The following is a 19,257-nucleotide window of genomic DNA, read 5'->3' as shown; positions in this document are numbered from 1 at the left end:
GACGAGTAAGGAGTCAACGATGGCTATCAGCATGACAGAAGCGGCTGCGCAGCACATTCGCCGCTCCCTGAATGGGCGCGGTAAAGGTGAGGGGATTCGTCTGGGTGTTCGCACCACGGGCTGTTCCGGCCTTGCCTACGTGCTGGAGTTTGTCGACGAGGTGGTTGCGCAAGACCAGGTGTTCGAAAGTCACGGCGAAAAAGTGATTATCGACCCTAAAAGCCTGACCTACCTGGACGGCACCGAGCTCGATTTCGTCAAGGAAGGCTTGAACGAAGGCTTCAAGTTCAACAACCCCAACGTGCGCGGTGAATGTGGCTGCGGCGAAAGCTTCAACATCTGAGGCTATTTGTGGGTACTCCTTGTCATTTCGCTTTATTCGAGCTTCAGCCGAGTTTCCGGCTGGACCTTGAGCAGCTTGCCACGCGCTACCGAGAGTTGGCGCGTGCAGTGCATCCGGACCGCTTCGCTGACGCTTCAGAGCGTGAGCAACGTTTGGCGCTGGAGCAATCGGCCAGCCTCAACGAAGCCTATCAGACGCTGAAAAACCCGCCCAAACGCGCACGCTACCTGCTTGCGATGAACGGTGGCGAGTTGCCGATCGAAGTCACGGTGCATGATCCGGACTTCCTGATGCAGCAGATGCAGTGGCGCGAAGAACTCGAAGACTTGCAGGACGAAGCCGATGTGGCGGGTGTCGCGGTCTTCAAGCGTCGTCTGAAAACGGCCCAGGATGAGCTGAACGAAAGCTTCGCAGCTTGTTGGGATGATGCAGCGCAACGTGAACAGGCCGAACGCCTGATGCGGCGCATGCAGTTCCTCGACAAGCTCACCTACGAAGTGCGCCAGCTAGAAGAGCGCCTCGACGATTAACCCAGTGCTGCCCGTGTTGCACGCCTGATAGACAGATAAGACCTGATTACCATGGCCCTACTGCAGATCGCCGAACCCGGCCAAAGCCCTCAACCGCACCAGCGTCGTCTGGCGGTGGGGATTGACCTGGGCACCACCAATTCCCTGGTCGCTGCGTTGCGCAGCGGCCTGTCCGAGCCGCTGCCCGACGCCGATGGCCAGGTTATCCTGCCGTCTGCCGTGCGCTATCACGCTGACCGCACCGAAGTAGGCGTGTCGGCAAAGCTGGCTGCGTCTGCCGACCCCTTGAATACTGTGCTGTCGGTCAAGCGCTTGATGGGCCGTGGTCTGTCCGACGTCAAGCAGTTGGGCGACCAGTTGCCGTACCGCTTTGTCGGTGGCGAATCGCACATGCCATTCATCGACACCGTTCAAGGCCCGAAAAGCCCGGTGGAAGTGTCGGCGGATATTCTCAAGGTGCTGCGCCAGCGCGCAGAAACCACCTTGGGTGGCGAGCTGGTCGGCGCGGTGATTACCGTTCCGGCGTATTTCGATGATGCTCAGCGCCAGGCCACCAAGGATGCGGCGAAGCTCGCCGGCCTGAACGTGCTGCGCCTGCTCAATGAGCCGACAGCGGCGGCCGTGGCTTACGGCCTGGATCAACACGCCGAAGGCCTGGTGGCTATTTACGACCTGGGCGGCGGTACCTTTGATATCTCGATCCTGCGCCTGACCGGCGGCGTGTTTGAAGTGCTGTCCACCGGTGGCGACACGGCCTTGGGTGGCGACGACTTCGATCACGCCATTGCGGGCTGGATCATCAGCAGCGCCGGCTTGTCGGCTGACCTCGACCCAGGCGCGCAGCGCAACCTGTTACAAACTGCCTGCGCTGCCAAAGAAGCGCTGACTGATACCAACGTTGTTCAAGTCTCCTACGGCACTTGGTCGGCCCAGCTGACGCGCGAAGCCTTCGATTCGTTGATCGAGCCGATGGTTGCCCGCAGCCTCAAAGCCTGCCGCCGTGCCGTGCGTGATTCCGGTATCGAGCTGGAAGACGTTGCTGCCGTGGTCATGGTCGGTGGCTCAACCCGTGTGCCGCGCGTTCGCGACGCGGTGGCCGAAGCGTTTGGGCGCCAGCCGCTGACCGAAATCGACCCTGATCAAGTGGTCGCGATTGGTGCTGCGATCCAGGCCGATACCCTCGCAGGCAACAAGCGTGACGGTGGCGAACTGCTTCTGCTTGACGTGATCCCGCTGTCTTTGGGGCTGGAAACCATGGGTGGCTTGATGGAGAAGGTGATTGCGCGCAACACCACCATCCCCGTCGCCCGCGCTCAGGATTTCACCACCTATAAAGACGGCCAGACGGCCATGATGATTCATGTGCTGCAAGGTGAGCGCGAGCTGATCAGTGATTGCCGCTCGCTGGCGCGTTTTGAACTGCGTGGCATCCCGGCGATGGTGGCGGGTGCGGCGAAAATTCGCGTGACCTTCCAGGTTGACGCCGATGGCCTGCTCAGCGTGGCTGCACGTGAGCTAGGCTCGGGCGTGGAAGCCAGCATTCAGGTCAAGCCGTCCTACGGCCTGACCGACGGCGAAATCGCCAAAATGCTCAAGGACTCGTTCCAATATGCCGGTGACGACAAAGTTGCCCGCGTAGTGCGTGAGCAGCAGGTGGACGCCCAGCGTCTGCTTGAGGCGGTGCAGAGCGCCCTGGATGTTGACGGCGAGCGCTTGTTGGACGCCGAAGAGCGCATGGTCATCGACCTGCAAATGCAAGAACTGACCGAACTGATGAAAGGCACCGATGGTTACGCCATCGAGCAACAGACCAAGCGTCTGTCGCAGGTGACCGATGCCTTTGCCGCCCGCCGTATGGACCAGTCGGTAAAAGCCGCCCTGGCGGGCCGCAACCTGAATGAACTCGAGGAATAATTAATGCCGCAGGTCATTTTTCTGCCACACGCCGAGCATTGCCCGGACGGTATGGTCGTGGAGGCTGAGACCGGCAAGTCCATCCTCGAAGTTGCTCACGACAACCACATCGAGATAGAGAGTGCGTGCGGCGGTGTCTGCGCCTGCACCACCTGCCACTGCATCATTCGCGAGGGTTTCAACTCCCTTGAAGAAGCCGATGAGCTGGAAGAAGACTTTCTTGACCGTGCGTGGGGCCTTGAAGCGCAATCGCGCCTAAGCTGTCAGGCAAAGGTAGGAACTGAAGACATTACCGTCGAAATTCCGAAATATTCGCTCAACCATGCGGCCGAAGCGCCGCATTGATTCAAGGAAATGTCATGAGCCTGAAATGGGTTGATGTACAAGAAATCGCTATACAACTTGCTGAAGCTCACCCGGAGGTCAATCCTCTGACGGTCAACTTCGTCAAGCTGCGCAACCTGGTAATGGCGCTGCCAGACTTCGACGACATCCCGGACCGGGGTGGCGAAAAGGTTCTGGAGGCGATTCAAGGCCTGTGGATCGAAGAAGCAGACTGAGTCGCCTTTTTACGCAGTTAGGCAATACCTGATAACCCGCGTATAATTCGCGGGTTTAATTTTTCGTAAATTACCGTTTCTGGAGTTACACCATGGCTGTTCAACGTACTTTCTCCATCATCAAGCCTGACGCTGTTGCAAAAAACGTCATCGGCGAGATCACCACTCGTTTCGAAAAAGCCGGCCTGAAGGTTGTAGCTTCGAAACTCAAGCAACTGTCCAAAGCTGAAGCTGAAGGCTTCTACGCTGAGCACAGCGCACGTGGCTTCTTCGGCGACCTGGTTGCTTTCATGATCTCCGGCCCTGTTGTTGTTCAGGTTCTGGAAGGCGAAAACGCTATCGCTCTGAACCGTGAGCTGATGGGCGCTACCAACCCTAAAGAAGCGGCTGCCGGCACCATCCGTGCTGATTTCGCTGAGTCCATCGACGCCAACGCTGTACACGGTTCGGACTCCGAAGCTGCTGCTGCTCGCGAAATCTCGTACTTTTTCGCTGCTACTGAAGTAACCGCTCGCTAAGCATCGGCTTAAAGAGTGAGGGTGAATCCATGACTACATCGACTGTTAAAACCAACCTGCTGGGTCTGACTCAGCCGGAAATGGAGAAATTCTTCGACTCAATCGGGGAGAAGCGTTTCCGTGCCGGTCAGGTAATGAAGTGGATTCACCACTTTGGCGTCGACGATTTCGACGCCATGACGAACGTCAGCAAGGCCCTGCGCGACAAGCTCAAGGCCATTGCCGAGGTGCGTGGTCCGGAAGTTGTCAGCGAGGACATCTCCACCGATGGCACCCGTAAGTGGGTGGTGCGCGTGGCGTCCGGCAGCTGCGTCGAGACTGTTTACATTCCCCAGGGCAAACGCGGCACGTTGTGCGTTTCGTCCCAGGCAGGCTGTGCCCTGGACTGCAGTTTCTGCTCCACCGGCAAGCAAGGCTTCAACAGCAACCTCACCGCCGCCGAAGTCATCGGCCAGGTGTGGATTGCCAACAAATCCTTTGGCAGCGTCCCGGCAACCGTCGACCGTGCCATCACCAACGTGGTGATGATGGGCATGGGTGAGCCGCTGCTGAACTTCGACAACGTGATTGCGGCCATGCATTTGATGATGGACGACCTGGGCTACGGCATCTCCAAGCGCCGTGTGACCTTGTCGACCTCCGGCGTGGTGCCGATGATCGATGAGCTGGCCAAGCACATCGACGTCTCGCTGGCGTTGTCGCTGCACGCGCCCAATGACGCATTGCGTAACCAATTGGTGCCGATCAACAAGAAGTATCCGCTTAAGATGCTGCTCGAATCGTGCCAGCGTTACATGGCGACCTTGGGCGAAAAGCGTGTGCTGACCATTGAGTACACGATGCTCAAGGACATCAACGACAAGGTTGAGCACGCCATCGAGATGATCGAGCTGCTCAAGAACACCCCGTGCAAGATCAACCTGATTCCGTTTAACCCGTTTCCCCATTCTGGCTACGAGCGGCCGAGCAACAACGCCATTCGCCGTTTCCAGGATCAACTGCACCAGGCTGGTTACAACGTCACCGTACGCACCACCCGTGGTGAAGACATCGACGCGGCCTGTGGCCAATTGGTAGGACAGGTGCTGGATCGCACCCGTCGCAGCGAGCGTTATATCGCCGGGCGCGAACTGAACGCCGCCGACGATTTACCGCAAATTGCTGTGAATCGAATCTGAGAGAGGATCTCTATGCCATTGCGCCTTGCGCTGCTTTTGCTTGTTACCGGCCTGACGGCAGGTTGTGTTTCATCGGGCTATGACAGCCCGCTGCATACCGGTAAAGGCCGTGATGAGGCGCGAGTTGCGTATGTGCAACTGGGGCTGGGCTACCTGCACAAAGGCATGACCGAGCAGGCCAAGGTGCCGCTGAAAAAAGCGCTTGAGCTGGGCGGCGACGATGCCGACGCGAATGCCGCACTGGCCCTGGTGTTCCAGGCACAGGCCGAGCCGGCGCTGGCCGATCAATATTTCCACAAGGCCCTGGCCGTACGTCCTGCCGACCCTCGGTTGCTGAACAACTATGGCAGCTTCCTGTTCGAGCAGAAACGTTATGACCAGGCGTCCGGTTATTTCCAGCAAGCTTCCGCCGATACGCTCTACCCTCAACGCTCACGGGTGTTCGAGAACCTTGGGGTGACCTCGATGCGCCTCGGTCAGCGCGACAGCGCGCGCCAGCACCTTGAAAAAGCCCTGCACCTGAACGCTCGCCAGCCACGCGCATTGCTCGAAATGGCTGAGATGTCTTACGAAGACAGGCATTATGTGCCGGCACGTGACTATTACGAGCGTTTTAGCCTGCTCAGCGGGCAAAATGCACGTAGTCTATTGCTCGGTGTGCGCCTGGCGACGGTTCATGAAGAACGCGACACGGCCGCACGGTTTGGCCAGCAACTCGAACGACTCTATCCCGGTACGCCGGAATATCAGCAATACCTGTCGGAGCAATGATGAAAGCGGCGCACCCGGAAGTTGTAGCAGCTAATCGCGTAAACCCAGGCGAGACCTTGCGTCAGGCCCGCGAAAGCAATGGTTGGTCGCTGGCCGAAGTGGCCCTCAAGCTCAATTTGACCACGACGTCGCTGGGCAATCTGGAAACCGGCGCGTTCGATAAGCTGCCAGGGCATACCTTTGCCCGCGGCTACATCCGTGCCTACGCCAAATTGCTGGGCATCGACCAGGCTGGGCTGGTTCAGCAATTCGACCTGTTTACCGGCACCGACTCCCAAGGCAGCAACGTCCACGGCTTGGGCCGTATCGAAGAACCGGTGCGGGTCTCGCACACGATCCTGCGCATTGTCAGCCTGTTGCTGCTGATTGCCGTGATCGGTGGTGGCTTCGTCTGGTGGCAAGACCAGACCTCCCAGCGCAGCAAAGACTTGACCAGCAACGCCATGGAGCACGTCGAAGTCGAAAGCGCCGACGGCACCACTCAAATTCATCCGCTGGACGAGCCGGAAGACCAGGCCGTTGTCGAAGGGCAGGCCGCGCCAGAAGCGCCGGCCACCGCCGAGCAACCTGCCGCGCAAGCGGACACTGCACCTGCTGCGACCGCCGCCATGCCCGCGCCGGTCGTGCCTGCAGCGCCAGCCACCCCGGCGGCCCCGGTTCAGGCACCGGCTGCTGCGGCCACCGCTGCCGTTGCCCCGGCCGCGCCAGCGATGTCGCCACCCACCAGCCCTGCGTTGATCGCCGGTGATGGGCACCTCCAGATTACCTTCATCGGTGACTGCTGGACGAAAGTCACCGATGGCAATGGCAAAGTGCTGTTCAGCGGTCTGAAGCGTAAGGGAGATACGCTTGACCAGGGCGGCAAGCCTCCTTTGACGCTGCGTCTGGGCTATGCCCGTGGCGCGCAAGTGGCCTACAACGGCCAGCCTGTGGACGTGGCGCCGTTCACCAGTGGCGAGACCGCTCGCCTCAAGTTGGGACAATAGTCATGCACGGCGAATCTCCAATCAAACGTCGCGTATCGCGCAAGATCTGGGTCGGCTCGGTGCCGGTGGGCGGCGACGCTCCCATCGCAGTGCAAAGCATGACCAACAGTGACACCAATGATGTGGCCGCCACCGTGGCGCAGATCAACCGTCTGGAAGCCGCCGGCGTGGACATCGTTCGGGTGTCCGTGCCGGACATGGACGCTGCCGAAGCCTTCGGCCGCATCAAGCAATTGGTCAAAGTACCGCTGGTTGCCGACATTCACTTCGACTACAAAATCGCATTGCGCGTAGCCGAGCTGGGCGTCGATTGCCTGCGCATCAACCCTGGCAACATCGGTCGTGAAGACCGCGTGCGCGCGGTGGTGGATGCGGCGCGTGATCGCGGCATTCCAATCCGTATCGGCGTTAACGCCGGCTCGCTGGAAAAAGACCTGCAAAAGAAATACGGCGAGCCAACCCCGGCGGCGCTGGTTGAATCGGCGCTGCGCCACGTTGAGCACCTCGAACGCCTGAATTTTCAGGACTTCAAGGTCAGCGTAAAGGCCTCCGACGTGTTCATGGCGGTAGAAGCCTACCGCCTGCTGGCCAAGGAAATCGTCCAGCCATTGCACTTGGGTATCACCGAAGCTGGCGGTTTGCGCTCAGGCACAGTGAAATCTGCGGTGGGTCTCGGTATGCTGCTCGCCGAAGGCATTGGCGATACTATCCGCATCTCTCTGGCGGCAGACCCGGTCGAGGAAGTGAAGGTCGGTTACGACATTCTCAAATCGCTGCGTCTGCGTTCGCGTGGCATCAATTTCATTGCCTGCCCGAGCTGTTCGCGGCAGAACTTCGACGTGGTGAAAACCATGAACGACCTGGAATTGCGCCTTGAAGACCTGCTGGTGCCGTTGGATGTTGCGGTGATCGGTTGCGTGGTCAATGGCCCCGGCGAAGCTAAAGAAGCGCACGTAGGCCTGACCGGCGGAACGCCAAACCTGATTTACATCGACGGCAAGCCGTCGCAGAAGTTGACGAACGAGAATCTGGTGGATGAGCTCGAAAGGCTGATCCGCCAGAAAGCAGCCGAAAAGGTTGCAGCTGACGCAGCGCTGATCGCGCGCGGCTGATTGAACGAATTTAAGGATTTGATGTGAGCAAGTCTCTGCAAGCCATTCGTGGCATGAACGACATCCTGCCGGAGCAGACGCCACTGTGGCGCTACTTCGAGAGCACTGTCGCGCGCCTGCTGGATAACTACGGTTACAAGCAGATCCGCATGCCAATCGTCGAGTTCACCGAGCTGTTCAAGCGCTCCATCGGTGAAGTTACCGACATCGTCGAAAAAGAGATGTACACCTTTGAAGACCGCAACGGCGACTCCCTGACCCTGCGTCCGGAAGGAACTGCCGCGTGCGTGCGCGCCGTGCTTGAGCATGGCCTCACCGGTGCCGGCCAGCCGCAGAAGCTCTGGTACATCGGCCCGATGTTCCGCCACGAGCGCCCACAAAAAGGCCGTTATCGCCAGTTCCACCAGATTGGCCTGGAAGTGTTCAACCTCGACGGCCCGGACATCGACGCCGAGCTGATCGTGATGACCTGGCGTCTGTGGGGCCAGTTGGGCATCCGCGATGCGGTCAAACTGGAACTCAACAGCCTGGGCACCAGTGAATCCCGCGGCCGCTACCGCGTGGCGCTGGTCGAATACCTGTCTGCGCACCTCGACAAGCTGGACGAAGACAGCCAGCGCCGTCTGAAAACCAACCCGTTGCGCGTGCTGGATACCAAGAACGCCGACACCCAAGCCGTACTGGTCGATGCGCCGAAAATGGCCGACTACCTCGACGACGAATCGCGTACGCACTTTGAGGGCCTCAAGGCTCGCTTGGACGCGGCCGGTATTCCGTACGTGATCAACCCGAAGCTGGTGCGTGGCCTCGATTACTACAGCAAGACCGTGTTCGAGTGGGTCACTGACAAACTCGGCGCCCAGGGCACCGTGTGTGCCGGTGGTCGCTACGACGGTCTGGTTGAGCAGATGGGCGGCAAGCCGACTACCGGCGTGGGTTTTGCCATGGGCATCGAGCGGCTGATCCTGCTGCTGGAAACCCTGGAGCAAGTACCCGAAGAAATTTCCCGGCAGGTGGACGTGTACCTCTGTGCCTTTGGCGAGGCTGCCGAATTGGCGGCGTTGGCCTTGAGCGAAAAAGTGCGCGACCAGTTGCCGAACCTGCGCCTGCAAGTCAATGCCGGCGCCGGCAGCTTCAAGAGCCAGTTCAAAAAAGCCGACAAGAGCGGTGCGCTGTACGCACTGATCCTTGGCGATGATGAGTTGGCCCAGCAAGTGATAGGTTTCAAACCCCTGCGTGGCCAGGGTGAGCAACAGAACATTGCCTTTGATGCGCTCGCCGCGCACCTGGCCACCTGCGCCGTGCAGGGTTGAAGCTGTCGAACAGCCGAATTTAGCGATTAAGGAGTATTGGGGTGTCGAGTACTGATGACGATCAACTGGTCGAGTTAAAGGACTGGTGGCAGCGCAACGGCAAGCCTTTGGTGACTGGCGGTCTGCTGGCTTTAGTGGTGGTGTTCGGCTGGCAAGCCTGGCACAAGTATCAGGCCAACCAGTCTCAAGGTGCCTCGATCCTCTATCAGCAATTGCTGGAAACCACGCTGACGCCGAACGGTAAGCCTGACCCTGCCCAAGTGGCGGATTTGGCCGGCAAGCTGAAAAGCGAATTCGGCGGCAGCACGTACGCGCAATACGGTAGCCTGTTCGTCGCGAAAGTCGCGGTCGATACCGGCAAGCTGGATGACGCCGCCACTGAACTGAAGGCTATCGCCGACAAGCCGGCCAACCCAACGCTGGGTGAAATCGCACGTCAGCGCCTGGCGCAGGTATTGGCGGCACAGAACAAGGCTGACGAAGCACTCAAACTGCTCGACGGCGATGCTGACAAAGCATTCGTGGCCACTCGTGAAGAGCTCAAGGGCGACCTCTTGGTCCAATTGGGTCGTACCGACGAAGCCCATGCTGCGTACCAAAAAGCCAAGGCGGCGCTGTCTGATGAAGCGGCGGTCGGTGGCTTACAAATCAAGCTCGACGACTTGGCCAAAGGGGATGCGTGACGTGATCCGTTGGAAACATGCAGCATTGCTGGCTCTGGCCGTTCTGGCCGCGGGTTGCAGCAGCAACAGTAAAAAAGAACTGCCTCCTGCCGAGCTGACCAGCTTCAAGGAAGAAGTGGTCTTGCAAAAGCAGTGGAGCCGCTCGGTCGGTGACGGCCAGGGTGACCTGTACAACCTGTTGGAGCCGGCGATTGACGGCGACAACATCGTGGCCACTGATTCCACCGGCGTGATCATTGCCATGGATCGCATGAATGGCGACGTCAAGTGGAAGAAAGACCTTGAACTGCCGGTGTCTGGCGGTGTGGGTGTTGGCTACGGCATGGTGCTGGTCGGTACGCTGAAAGGCGACGTGGTCGCCCTGGACTCCGCCACCGGTGAAGAGAAATGGCGCGCTCGCGTGACCAGTGAAGTGCTCTCCGCACCGGCCACCAACGGCGATATCGTCGTGGTGCAAACCCAGGATGACCGTGTTATCGGTCTGGATGCCGCCACCGGCAACCAGCGCTGGTTGTACGACAGCACCCCTGCGGTATTGACCCTGCGCGGTACCAGTGGTCCGATTGTGACCAACAATCTGGCGGTGGCAGGCCTGTCGACCGGTAAAGTAGTCGCCCTGGATACCCAGAACGGCGTACCGGCCTGGGAAACCCGTGTGGCAATCCCGCAAGGTCGCTCCGAGCTGGACCGCGTTGTCGACATCGACGGTGGCTTGCTGCTGTCGGGCGAAACCCTTTATGTCGCCACCTACCAGGGCCGCGTTGCTGCGCTGGACCTGCAAAGCGGGCGCATCAACTGGCAGCGTGATGCTTCCAGCTACGCCGGTGTCGCCCAAGGGTTTGGCAGCGTCTACGTAAGCCTGGCTTCCGGCACTGTAGAAAGTGTCGACGAGCGTTCCACCACTGCGCTGTGGAGCAACGATTCGCTGGCCCGCCGTCAACTGTCGGCACCGCAAGTGTTCTCAAGCTACGTAGCGGTAGGTGACTTTGAAGGTTACCTGCATCTGCTGAGCCAGGTGGACGGCCGTTTTGTTGGCCGCGAACGCATCGACAGCGACGGCGTGCGTGTGCGTCCGCTGGTTGTGGGTAACATGCTTTACGTGTTTGGCAACAGCGGCAAGCTCGAAGCCCTGACCATCAAGTAAAGAATCATGCTTGGGGTAAAACCCAGGCGGCCCCGCTACGGCGGGGCATGCGGCATTTGAATATGCTGCCCCGAGCACCAGCCGCTGCCTTGCAGCGGCTTTTGTATTTTCTGAAATAACGAAGTGGAGAGCCGCATGGTTCCCGTAATTGCCCTGGTGGGCCGACCTAACGTCGGCAAGTCCACCTTGTTCAACCGCCTGACCAGGACTCGCGACGCCATCGTCGGCGACTTGTCCGGTCTGACCCGTGATCGCCAATACGGTGAGGCTAAGTGGCAGGGGCGCTCCTACATTCTGGTCGACACCGGTGGTATTTCCGGTGACGAACATGGCATGGACGAAAAAATGGCCGAGCAGTCGCTGCTGGCCATTGAAGAAGCCGATGTTGTTCTGTTTCTGGTAGACGCCAAAGCCGGTTTTACTGCGGCTGACCAGATGATCGCGGAGCACTTGCGCAAGCGTAACAAGCGCTCGTACGTGGTCGCCAACAAGGTCGATAACATCGACCCGGAAATGGCCCGCGCCGAATTTGCCCCGTTGGGCATGGGGCACGCGATTCCAATCGCCGGTGCTCACGGCCGTGGTATCACGCAGATGCTCGAAATCGCCCTCAGCGATTTCCCGAAAGATGAAGACGAGTCTGAAGAAGGCGAAGAAGAAATCGTCGCCGAAGGTGAGGAAGCCAAGCGCATTCCTGGCCCGAGCGAAAAAGACGGTATCAAGATCGCGATCATCGGCCGCCCGAACGTCGGCAAGTCGACCCTGGTTAACCGCATGCTCGGTGAAGACCGGGTAATCGTCTATGACGAGCCTGGCACCACGCGTGACAGCATCTACATTCCGTTCGAACGTAACGAAGAAAAGTACACGCTGATCGACACCGCTGGTGTGCGCAAGCGCGGCAAGATCCACGAGGAAGTTGAAAAATTCTCGGTGGTGAAAACCCTGCAAGCGATCAAAGACGCCAACGTGGTGATCTTTGTGATGGACGCCCGCGAAGGCGTGGTAGACCACGACCTTAACCTGCTGGGCTTCGCCCTTGAAGCCGGTCGGGCACTGGTCATCGCGATCAACAAGTGGGACGGCATGACGCCGAGCGAGCGCGATTTCGTCAAGATCGAGCTGCAGCGCCGCCTGTTTTTCGTCGAGTTCGCCGATATTCACTTTATCTCGGCTCTGCACGGCACCGGCGTGGGCAACCTCTACGCGTCGGTACAGAACTCGTTCAAGTCTGCGGTCACCCGCTGGCCAACCAACCGTCTGACCCAGATCCTCGAAGACGCAGTGGGCGACCACGCGCCGCCGATGGTCAACAACCGCCGGATCAAACTGCGTTACGCCCACTTGGGTGGTGCCAACCCGCCGATTATCGTGATTCACGGTAACCAGATCGAGAAGGTGCCGAAGTCTTATGTGCGTTACCTCGAAAACACCTATCGCCGTGTCTTGAAGCTGGTCGGTACGCCGATCCGTATCGAGTTCAAGGGCGGCGAGAACCCGTACGAAGGTAACAAAAACAGCCTCACCGACCGCCAGGTCAACAAGAAGCGCCGGATGATGACGCACCACAAAAAAGCCGATAAAAAGCGTCGCGACAAACGGTAGAAGCAGCTGCAAGCTACCAGCTGCAAGTGAAAGCGGTCTCGTTTTGACGTGCGGCTCGCAGCTCAAATGCGACGCAAAAAGGAGGGCTCAGACTGAGCCCTTTTTTGTGCGCGCAGGTTTGCCCTTGACCTGCTTGCCGCTTGCAGCTTAAAACTTGCAGCTCACCCGAAGGGGGCTCTCATGATCACCAGCAAGCTGCCAAATGTCGGCACGACGATTTTTACCAGCATGTCGCAACTCGCCGCAGAGACTGGCGCGCTGAACCTGTCCCAGGGTTTTCCCGACTTCAACGGCCCACAGGGTTTGCTCGATGCCGTGGGCAAACATGTCGCCAGCGGGCATAACCAATACGCCCCGATGACCGGCTTGCCGGCGCTGCGTCAGCAAGTGGTGGCCAAGATTGCGCGCAGCTATGGCGCCACGATTAACCCTGACAGCGAAGTGACCATCACCCCCGGCGCGACTGCGGCGATCTTTTGCGCGATTCAGGCGGTGATTCGCAATGGCGATGAAGTCATTGTGTTCGACCCTTGTTACGACAGTTATGAGCCTTCGGTCGAACTGGCGGGCGGTCGCTGCGTGCATGTGCAACTGAGCTTGCAAGGTTTTGCGCTGGATTTTGAGCGGATCAAGGCCGCGCTGTCGCCACGCACGCGCATGATCATTCTCAACACCCCGCACAACCCCACAGGCGCGTTGATCAGCCGTGCCGAGCTGGACCAGTTGGCCGAACTGATCCGCGACCGGGATATTTACCTGGTCAGTGATGAGGTTTATGAACACTTGGTGTTCGATGGCATCGGGCACGTCAGCGTATTGGCGCATGAAGAGCTGTATCAGCGTGCTTTCGTGGTCAGCTCTTTTGGCAAGACCTACCACGTCACCGGCTGGAAAACCGGCTATGTGGTTGCACCGCCGGCGCTCACCGCCGAGCTGCGCAAGGTGCATCAATATGTCAGCTTCTGCGGTGTCACCCCGTTGCAGCATGCGTTGGCCGACTTTATGGCTGAACACCCGGAACACGTCGAGGAATTGCCGGCGTTCTATCAAGCCAAGCGCGACGTGTTTTGCGACCTGCTGGCGCCGTCGCGCTTCAGCTTTACGCGGGTGGCCGGCACCTATTTTCAACTGGTGGATTACTCGCAGATTCGCCCGGACCTGGATGACGTCGCCATGTCGCTGTGGATGACCCGCGAACACGGCGTGGCGACCATCCCGGTCTCGGTGTTCTATCAGAGCCCACCGCAAGGCCAGCGCCTGGTGCGCCTGTGCTTTGCCAAACGCGAGGAGACGCTGCGACACGCAGCGCAAAAACTATGCGTGATCTGAGTGTATTGCCCGACCTGAATATTGCCTTGGTCCAGACCAGCCTGGTGTGGCATGACCGCCAGGCCAACCTCGAACACTTTGAACTGCTGCTTGAGCAGGCCAGGGGCGCCGACCTGATTGTGCTGCCGGAGATGTTCACCACCGGGTTCTCGATGGAGTCGGCCACGCTCGCCGAACGCGAGAATGGCCCCACCCATCGCTGGCTTCAGGCCCAGGCGGCGAAATACAACGCGGTGATCACCGGCAGCGTGATCATCCAGGCCGCCGACGGCAGCCACCGCAACCGCCTGCTATGGGCGCGCTCGGATGGCGAGGTGTTGCATTACGACAAGCGCCACTTGTTCCGCATGGCCGGCGAGCATGATCACTACACCCCCGGCGAGCGTCAGGTGCAGTTCGAATTGAAGGGCTGGCGCATTCGGCCGCTGATTTGCTACGACCTGCGCTTCCCGGTGTGGAGCCGGGATGCTCAAGACACCGACTTGCTGCTGTACACCGCCAACTGGCCCGGCGCACGTCGTTTGCATTGGAACCGCCTGTTGCCGGCGCGGGCGATTGAAAACCTGTGCTACGTGGCGGCGGTGAATCGGGTGGGCACGGATGGCAAAGGCTTTGCCTACACCGGCGACAGCCAGGTGCTGGACTTTCAGGGCGAGACCTTGCTGAGTGCGGGGGAGGCGGACGGTGTGTTTCAGGTGTGCCTGGAGGCGGCGGAACTGGCGGCATACCGAACCCGGTTCCCGGCGAATCTGGATGCTGATAGTTTTCAGTTGGCCTGACAGACCGCTATCGCGAGCAAGCCCGCTCCCACAGTTAGCCCGCTCCCACAGTTAGATAGGTGAACACTGGTAAATGTGGGGGCAGGGCACTGATTGGTGAACACATTCAAAATGTGGGAGTGGGCTTGCTCACGATGAGGCCCTCACAAACACCACAAAAAAAGGCCCCTGGATTCTCACCCAAGGGCCTTTCGCATGTCAGCCGCCAGTTACGCGGCTTTTGCTTCCTGCTGGCTCAACGAGCGATTCAGCGCGCTGAACAAGGCCTTGAAGCTGGCCGTGGTGATGTTTTCATCAATGCCCACGCCGTGTACCGGACGCTCGCCGTTCACACGCAGCTCGATATACGCCGCCGCCTTGGCATTGGTGCCGGCGCCGATGGCATGTTCGTTGTAGTCCATGATCTCCACGCCAATCGGCAGGCCAGCCACCAGCGCTTCGAGTGCGCCGTTGCCTTTGCCTTTCCAGTGCAGGTTGGTTTCGCCCTGGCCTTTGCCTGACACTTCCACTTCGACAAAGCTGTTGCCGTTCTCTTCCTGCAGGCGATGGCTGACCAGCGCATACGGCGTGTTCGCTTGCAGGTATTCACGCTGCAGCAATGCGTAAATCTGTGGCGCGGTCATCTCCAGGCCCACGCGGTCGGTCTCGGCCTGTACCACTTGGCTGAATTCGATTTGCATGCGACGCGGCAGGCTGATGTCGTATTCCTGCTCCAGCAGGTAGGCGATACCGCCTTTGCCCGACTGGCTGTTTACACGAATCACCGCCTCGTAGCTGCGGCCGATGTCGGCCGGGTCGATCGGCAAGTACGGCACTTCCCACAGCGCGTCGGCTTTTTGCTGAGTAAAGCCTTTGCGGATTGCGTCCTGGTGGGAGCCGGAGAACGCGGTGTGCACCAGGTCGCCAACGTACGGGTGGCGCGGGTGCACCTGGATCTGGTTGCACTCTTCGACGACTTTGCGCACGCCGTCGATGTCGGAGAAATCCAACTGCGGGTCGAGGCCCTGGGTGTACATGTTCAGTGCCACCGTCACCAGGTCGACGTTACCGGTGCGCTCGCCGTTGCCGAACAGGCAGCCTTCAACACGGTCGGCGCCGGCCATCAGGCCCAGCTCGGTGGCGGCCACGCCGGTGCCACGGTCGTTGTGGGTGTGCAGGCTGATGATCACGCTGTCACGACGGTTGATGTGGCGACCGAACCACTCGATCTGGTCGGCATAGATGTTCGGCGTGGCGCATTCAACCGTGGCCGGCAGGTTGAGGATCATCTTGTGCTCAGGCGTCGGGTTCCACACCTCGATTACCGCGTCGCACACTTCTTTGGCGAACTCCAGCTCAGTGGCGCTGAAGGTCTCTGGCGAGTATTCGAAGGTCCATTGGGTTTCCGGCTGCTGGGCGGCGTATTTGACGAACAGCTTGGCGGCGTTGACCGCGATGGCCTTGATGCCATCCTTGTCCTGGTTAAACACGATGCGACGAAACGACGGCGAGGTGGCGTTGTACAAATGCACGATGGCTTTTTTGGCGCCGCGCAGCGATTCGAAGGTACGCGCGATCAAGTCTTCACGGCCCTGGGTCAGCACCTGAATGGTGGTGTCCTCGGGGATGTGATTGTCTTCGATCAGGGTACGCACGAAGTCGAAATCGGTTTGCGAAGCGGCCGGGAACGAGGCTTCGATTTCCTTCACGCCCACCGCAACCAGAGTTTTCCAGAAGCGCAGCTTTTTCACCGCGTCCATTGGCTCGATCAGCGACTGGTTGCCATCACGCAGGTCGGAGCTGCACCAGATAGGCGCGGTGGTGATGGTTTTCGACGGCCAGGTGCGGTCCGGGATGTCGATGGTCGGGAACGCGCGGTACTTCGAAGACGGGTCTTTGAGCATGCTCATCGGGAAATCCTTGGTTGTAGGGGCCGAAAAAAGGCGGCCTGCCGTGAAACTGTTATTGGGATGCTTTTTATTGGGGTGAAGCATAGGCGAGGCAGATCGATTCAGCCTGGCAGTCGTGCGCTGACGAGGCACAGGCTGCGGTGCTGGCGGAGCTGAATGAGGGTGTGAGAGGTTTTCATAAGCTCAACCCTAACCGCAGGGGTGAAAGATGGCAAGCAGCTGATAAAAATTGATATAAGTTTTGCTATTTGCGGTTGGGGCGAGATTTTATGGCTGTAAGCAGGCCTGCTTGTGGATTTAATTGCGCGGCCTTTATTGCCCGCGCAATCGAGTCATTCAGGGTTGGAACGCGCCGATAAAGATCGCCGGGTCTACGCGTGCATCGTTGAGGCTGATGTTCCAGTGCATATGCGGCCCGGTCGCCCGGCCCGTCGAGCCGACCTTGCCCACCACCGCACCACGTTGCAGTGGGTCGCCGACCTTCACGTCGATCTTTGACATGTGGCAGAACATGCTGATAAAGCCCTGCCCATGGTCGACGAACACGGTGTTGCCGTTGAAGAAGTAGTTGCCGGTCAGAATCACTTTGCCTGCCGCCGGGGTTTTGATCGGCGTGCCCGCGCCTACCGCGAAGTCCAGGCCCGAATGCGGGTTGCGCTCCTCGCCATTAAAGAACCGGCGTACGCCAAACTTGCTCGACAGCGGGCCATTGACCGGCTTGTCCAGCAGCAAGTTGCTCGGCGTATTGGGGCTGAAACTGCGATAAGCCTTGAGCTGCACCGCCAACTCGGCCTCGATGCGTTTGAGTTGTGCAGGGTCCGGGTTCACCTGGCTCTTGTTCTTCAGGGTGATGTGTTGCTCGGGGTATTTTTTGAAACCGACGATAAACGGCAGGTTTTGCGTGCCACTGGTGAGGCGTTGGGTGCCGGGTTTGACCGTCAGCGGGATGCCCACAATCGCCAGCCAATTGTTCTGTTCCTTGACCACCAATACCGGTCGGTTCTGGTAGGTGGCTTTAGGCGCGGTCGCCGAACTGCCGAGGTCGACCACCGCGACGCCACCCGGTACCGGTTTGTTCAGCAACCGCGTGATGTAGCTGTCGGCGTGGGCGTTGAAGGTCAGGCATAACAGCAACAGCAGGCTAAATAGACGGGGCATCAATCAATCCAATAACGAAAGGGTGACGGGTGTCAGGTGGTTATCTTCCACCCGCACCTGCAATTGGCCTTCACCGAGGCGCGCGGTCAGGCGTTGGCCGGTGTGGGTTTGCGCAGCGTTTCGAATCGCGTGGCCGCGCTCGTCGAGCAAAATGCTGTAGCCACGGCCCAAGGTGGCCAGCGGGCTGACTACCTGCAACGTCTGCACCTGGCTTTGCAGTTGCAGGCGACGTGCCTTGAGGCCTTCGCGCATGGCACGCGGCAGGCGTTCGGCGAGGCTGTCGAGGCGTTGGCGCAACAGCGCCAATTGACGGCCGGGGTGCTGGCCGGCGAGGCGGGTTTCCAGGCGTATCAAGCGCTCGCGACGGGTATTGAGGCTGCGCTCGAAGGCGCGGCGCAGGCGCATGTCCAAGTCATCCAGGCGCTGCGCTTGCTGGCGCAGACGCTCGCCGGGGTGGCGCAAGCGGCGGGCCATGCCCTCAAGGCGCAGGCGGTCATGCGTCAGCCGATTGCGCATCAGCATCACCAGTCGGCGGTGCAGGCTTTCAACCTGGCGCACCAGGTTACTCGCGTCCGGCGCGAGTAATTCAGCGGCGGCAGACGGCGTAGGCGCGCGCACGTCGGCTACAAAGTCAGTGATCGACACATCGGTTTCATGGCCCACGGCGCTGACGATCGGCGTGACGCAGGCATCCACTGCGCGCGCCACAGCTTCTTCGTTGAAGCACCACAAGTCTTCCAGCGAGCCGCCGCCTCGCGCCAGGATCAACGCGTCGAAGCCGCGCGCGTCGGCCAGTTTCAGCGCGCGCACAATCTGCGCAATCGCTTCGCGGCCTTGCACGGCAGTCGGTATCAACGTCAGTTGCACCTGCGGCGCACGGCGGCGGAACACGCTGATGATGTCGCGAATCACCGCGCCAGTGGGCGAGCTGATAATGCCGATGCGCTGCGGGTGCGCCGGTAGCGGCACCTTGCGCTCGGCACTGAACAGGCCTTCGGCGCTGAGCTTTTCCTTCAACGCATCAAACGCCAGGCGCAGCGCGCCATCGCCGGCGGGCTCTACCGTGTCGAGTATCAACTGGTAGTCGCCACGGCCTTCGAACAGCGAGACCTTGCCGCGTACCTTGACCGCCAGGCCATCCTTTAATGCCTGGCGCACCCGCGCGGCATTATTGCGGAACAGCGCGCAACGCACTTGGGCGCCGCTGTCCTTCAAGGTGAAATACACATGGCCGGAGGCGGGGCGGGCGAGGTTGGAAATTTCGCCTTCCACCCAGATATTGGTGAACACGTCTTCCAGCAACACCCGCGCGCGGCCGTTGAGCTGGCTGACAGTCAGGACTTCGCGGTCCAGGCCCAAGCGGGCAAAGGGATCTTTAATCATGAGCGGCAGTTTATAGGCATTCGCGCAGGGTTTGGCAGAATTGCGCTACCGGCGCGCAGTGC

Annotated in this window: 19 protein-coding genes; 16 read left to right on the top strand and 3 right to left on the bottom strand. The window is 59.8% G+C overall.

Annotation, left to right across the window (positions count from 1 at the left end):
• Positions 1 to 19: 19 nt before the first annotated feature.
• The 16 genes from iscA to AO240_RS05500 all read left to right on the top strand — a co-directional run bounded on the left by iscA (position 20) and on the right by AO240_RS05500 (position 14,765).
• Entirely contained in the window at positions 20 to 343 is a 324-nt protein-coding gene (iscA, locus tag AO240_RS05575; protein ID WP_099235485.1) for an iron-sulfur cluster assembly protein IscA, read from the top strand.
• Between the two features lie 8 nt (positions 344 to 351).
• Positions 352 to 873 carry a co-chaperone HscB gene (hscB, locus tag AO240_RS05570; protein WP_058414860.1) on the top strand — a complete coding sequence of 174 codons (522 nt, stop codon included), beginning with the start codon at positions 352 to 354 and terminating at the stop codon, positions 871 to 873.
• Positions 874 to 924: 51 nt separating this feature from the next.
• Positions 925 to 2,787: a Fe-S protein assembly chaperone HscA gene (hscA, locus tag AO240_RS05565; RefSeq protein WP_099235484.1), complete on the top strand. Its 1,863-nt coding sequence runs from the start codon at positions 925 to 927 to the stop codon at positions 2,785 to 2,787.
• A 3-nt stretch (positions 2,788 to 2,790) separates the two neighbouring features.
• The gene (gene fdx / locus AO240_RS05560) at positions 2,791 to 3,132 is read left to right on the top strand and encodes an ISC system 2Fe-2S type ferredoxin (protein WP_032890689.1); all 342 of its coding nucleotides are present in this window, start codon (positions 2,791 to 2,793) and stop codon (positions 3,130 to 3,132) included.
• A 14-nt stretch (positions 3,133 to 3,146) separates the two neighbouring features.
• Positions 3,147 to 3,347, top strand: a complete 201-nt coding sequence (gene iscX / locus AO240_RS05555) for a Fe-S cluster assembly protein IscX (protein ID WP_032879605.1) — start codon at positions 3,147 to 3,149, stop codon at positions 3,345 to 3,347.
• A 92-nt stretch (positions 3,348 to 3,439) separates the two neighbouring features.
• The gene (gene ndk, locus AO240_RS05550) at positions 3,440 to 3,865 is read left to right on the top strand and encodes a nucleoside-diphosphate kinase (protein WP_003175956.1); all 426 of its coding nucleotides are present in this window, start codon (positions 3,440 to 3,442) and stop codon (positions 3,863 to 3,865) included.
• A 29-nt stretch (positions 3,866 to 3,894) separates the two neighbouring features.
• Entirely contained in the window at positions 3,895 to 5,043 is a 1,149-nt protein-coding gene (rlmN, locus tag AO240_RS05545; protein WP_058414858.1) for a 23S rRNA (adenine(2503)-C(2))-methyltransferase RlmN, read from the top strand.
• A 12-nt stretch (positions 5,044 to 5,055) separates the two neighbouring features.
• On the top strand, positions 5,056 to 5,814 hold the full coding sequence (pilW, locus tag AO240_RS05540) for a type IV pilus biogenesis/stability protein PilW (protein ID WP_099235483.1): 759 nt from the start codon (positions 5,056 to 5,058) through the stop codon (positions 5,812 to 5,814).
• Positions 5,814 to 6,800, top strand: coding sequence for a RodZ family helix-turn-helix domain-containing protein (locus AO240_RS05535; RefSeq protein ID WP_099235482.1), 987 nt, complete (start codon positions 5,814 to 5,816; stop codon positions 6,798 to 6,800). Before pilW ends, AO240_RS05535 begins: the two co-directional genes overlap by 1 nt.
• Positions 6,801 to 6,802: 2 nt before the next feature.
• Positions 6,803 to 7,912 (top strand): flavodoxin-dependent (E)-4-hydroxy-3-methylbut-2-enyl-diphosphate synthase, encoded by a 1,110-nt coding sequence (gene ispG, locus AO240_RS05530; protein ID WP_099235481.1) that lies wholly within the window; start codon positions 6,803 to 6,805, stop codon positions 7,910 to 7,912.
• Between the two features lie 23 nt (positions 7,913 to 7,935).
• Entirely contained in the window at positions 7,936 to 9,225 is a 1,290-nt protein-coding gene (gene hisS / locus AO240_RS05525) for a histidine--tRNA ligase (protein ID WP_099235480.1), read from the top strand.
• A 41-nt stretch (positions 9,226 to 9,266) separates the two neighbouring features.
• Positions 9,267 to 9,908, top strand: coding sequence for a tetratricopeptide repeat protein (locus tag AO240_RS05520; protein WP_058414853.1), 642 nt, complete (start codon positions 9,267 to 9,269; stop codon positions 9,906 to 9,908).
• Entirely contained in the window at positions 9,901 to 11,052 is a 1,152-nt protein-coding gene (bamB, locus tag AO240_RS05515; protein WP_099235479.1) for an outer membrane protein assembly factor BamB, read from the top strand. Before AO240_RS05520 ends, bamB begins: the two co-directional genes overlap by 8 nt.
• A 135-nt stretch (positions 11,053 to 11,187) precedes the next feature.
• Entirely contained in the window at positions 11,188 to 12,657 is a 1,470-nt protein-coding gene (gene der / locus AO240_RS05510) for a ribosome biogenesis GTPase Der (protein WP_099235478.1), read from the top strand.
• Positions 12,658 to 12,837: 180 nt separating this feature from the next.
• Positions 12,838 to 13,986: a pyridoxal phosphate-dependent aminotransferase gene (locus AO240_RS05505; protein ID WP_099235477.1), complete on the top strand. Its 1,149-nt coding sequence runs from the start codon at positions 12,838 to 12,840 to the stop codon at positions 13,984 to 13,986.
• Positions 13,974 to 14,765, top strand: coding sequence for an amidohydrolase (locus AO240_RS05500; RefSeq protein WP_099235476.1), 792 nt, complete (start codon positions 13,974 to 13,976; stop codon positions 14,763 to 14,765). The genes AO240_RS05505 and AO240_RS05500 overlap by 13 nt, the downstream gene beginning before the upstream one ends.
• Positions 14,766 to 14,974: 209 nt before the next feature.
• On the opposite strand, the gene leuA is transcribed toward AO240_RS05500, so the two are convergent.
• The 3 genes from leuA to xseA form a co-directional block, all read right to left on the bottom strand.
• Positions 14,975 to 16,654 (bottom strand): 2-isopropylmalate synthase, encoded by a 1,680-nt coding sequence (gene leuA / locus AO240_RS05495; RefSeq protein ID WP_058414847.1) that lies wholly within the window; start codon positions 16,652 to 16,654, stop codon positions 14,975 to 14,977.
• Positions 16,655 to 16,990: 336 nt separating this feature from the next.
• On the bottom strand, positions 16,991 to 17,812 hold the full coding sequence (locus AO240_RS05485) for a M23 family metallopeptidase (RefSeq protein WP_099235475.1): 822 nt from the start codon (positions 17,810 to 17,812) through the stop codon (positions 16,991 to 16,993).
• Positions 17,813 to 17,815: 3 nt separating this feature from the next.
• Positions 17,816 to 19,195, bottom strand: coding sequence for an exodeoxyribonuclease VII large subunit (gene xseA, locus AO240_RS05480; RefSeq protein ID WP_099235474.1), 1,380 nt, complete (start codon positions 19,193 to 19,195; stop codon positions 17,816 to 17,818).
• Positions 19,196 to 19,257: the final 62 nt, after the last annotated feature.

Source organism: Pseudomonas sp. ICMP 460, assembly GCF_002723595.1.
Lineage (GTDB): Bacteria > Pseudomonadota > Gammaproteobacteria > Pseudomonadales > Pseudomonadaceae > Aquipseudomonas > Aquipseudomonas kitaguniensis.
The sequence above is the reverse complement of the archived record's forward strand: the minus strand, read 5'-3'. Positions and strand labels throughout refer to the sequence as shown.